Source organism: Staphylococcus sp. EG-SA-2, assembly GCF_017152085.1.
Genome location: NZ_JACYHC010000758.1, coordinates 1 through 1,504 on the forward strand (window position 1 = coordinate 1; position 1,504 = coordinate 1,504).

Sequence of the window (1,504 nt, forward strand, 5' to 3'; positions counted from 1 at the left end):
GCTGGTACGTTTATTCAAGGTTCATCGATTGAATTATCTGCAGATGGACCTATTCGTCCTCCTTATGAAGCATATGTTCAAGGAGGATTAACATATGAACACGTTAAAATTGCTGTGACAAGAGCTGTTAATCAGTTGAAAGAACAAGGACTTATATAATAGATTAAATTTCACCCTAAATGATAATGTGTCTTGGGTGAAATTTTTTGCGGAGATTTATCAGATTATTTTTAAAAATCGAAAAAATATTTTAGCTGTAGATTGTTTTATGTCGTTTTAGAAGTCGAAATCGCAGTTATATCAATGTTTTAAGCTTTATGTTAGAAAACCTGACATATTTTTGAAATCCTAAAAAAATTATGATAAGTTATTAACAAGTTCAAAAGTAGAGGAGAGGAACAATGATATCGAATGATGCAATCAGACGAAATATGGCTGTCTTCTCTATGAGTGTAGTAAGTAAGTTAACGGATTTAACGCCAAGGCAAATACGTTACTATGAAACACATGAACTCATCAAACCTGAAAGAACAGAAGGTCAAAAACGTCTGTTCTCACTCAATGATTTGGAAAGATTACTAGAAATTAAATCATTATTAGAAAAAGGATTTAATATCAAAGGGATTAAACAAATCATTTATGACTCACAAGAGCATTTAACAACAGATGAACAAGAGATAAGAAAAAAGATGATTGTAGATGCCACGCAAAAGCCTATTGGAGAAACTTTGCCAATAAATCGTGGTGATTTATCCCGATTTATTAAATAAAATTTGGAGGATTTTAAAATGCCAAAACGTACTTTCACTAAAGACGACATTCGTAAATTTGCAGAAGAGGAAAATGTAAGATATTTAAGATTACAATTCACTGATATTTTAGGAACAATTAAAAATGTTGAAGTGCCTGTAAGCCAATTAGAAAAAGTACTTGATAACGAAATGATGTTTGACGGTTCTTCTATCGAAGGTTTCGTACGTATCGAAGAATCAGATATGTACTTACATCCAGATTTAGATACTTGGGTAATCTTCCCATGGACTGCTGGACAAGGTAAAGTTGCACGTTTAATTTGTGATGTATATAAAACAGATGGAACACCATTTGAAGGGGATCCTCGTGCAAACTTAAAACGTGTATTAAAAGAAATGGAAGATTTAGGCTTCACAGACTTTAACCTAGGGCCTGAACCAGAATTCTTCTTGTTTAAGTTGGATGAAAAAGGGGAACCAACTTTAGAACTTAATGATGATGGTGGATATTTCGATTTAGCACCTACAGATTTAGGTGAAAACTGTCGTCGTGATATTGTTTTAGAATTAGAGGATATGGGCTTCGATATTGAAGCTAGTCACCATGAAGTTGCCCCTGGTCAACATGAAATTGACTTTAAATATGCAGATGCTGTTACAGCATGTGATAATATCCAAACATTTAAATTGGTTGTTAAAACAATCGCACGTAAACATAATTTACACGCAACATTTATGCCTAAACCATTATT

General features: G+C 33.0%; 3 protein-coding genes. All 3 read left to right on the forward strand.

What is annotated here, in order from left to right; translation table 11 throughout:
* On the forward strand, positions 1-159 hold a 159-nt coding region (locus IDG60_RS13760; protein ID WP_206160808.1), incomplete at its 5' end, for a methionine gamma-lyase family protein.
* 242 nt (positions 160-401) lie between these two features.
* Complete coding sequence (locus IDG60_RS13765) at positions 402-770, forward strand: MerR family transcriptional regulator (RefSeq protein WP_000624945.1); 369 nt, start codon at positions 402-404, stop codon at positions 768-770.
* Between the two features lie 18 nt (positions 771-788).
* Positions 789-1,504 (forward strand): glutamine synthetase family protein (locus IDG60_RS13770; protein ID WP_206160807.1); only part of this gene is annotated, 716 nt, incomplete at its 3' end.

What these genes read in the sequence shown, in the direction of transcription:
- IDG60_RS13765 (WP_000624945.1), top strand. Translation starts at nt 402, where the DNA reads ATGATATCGAATGATGCAATCAGACGAAATATGGCTGTCTTCTCTATG.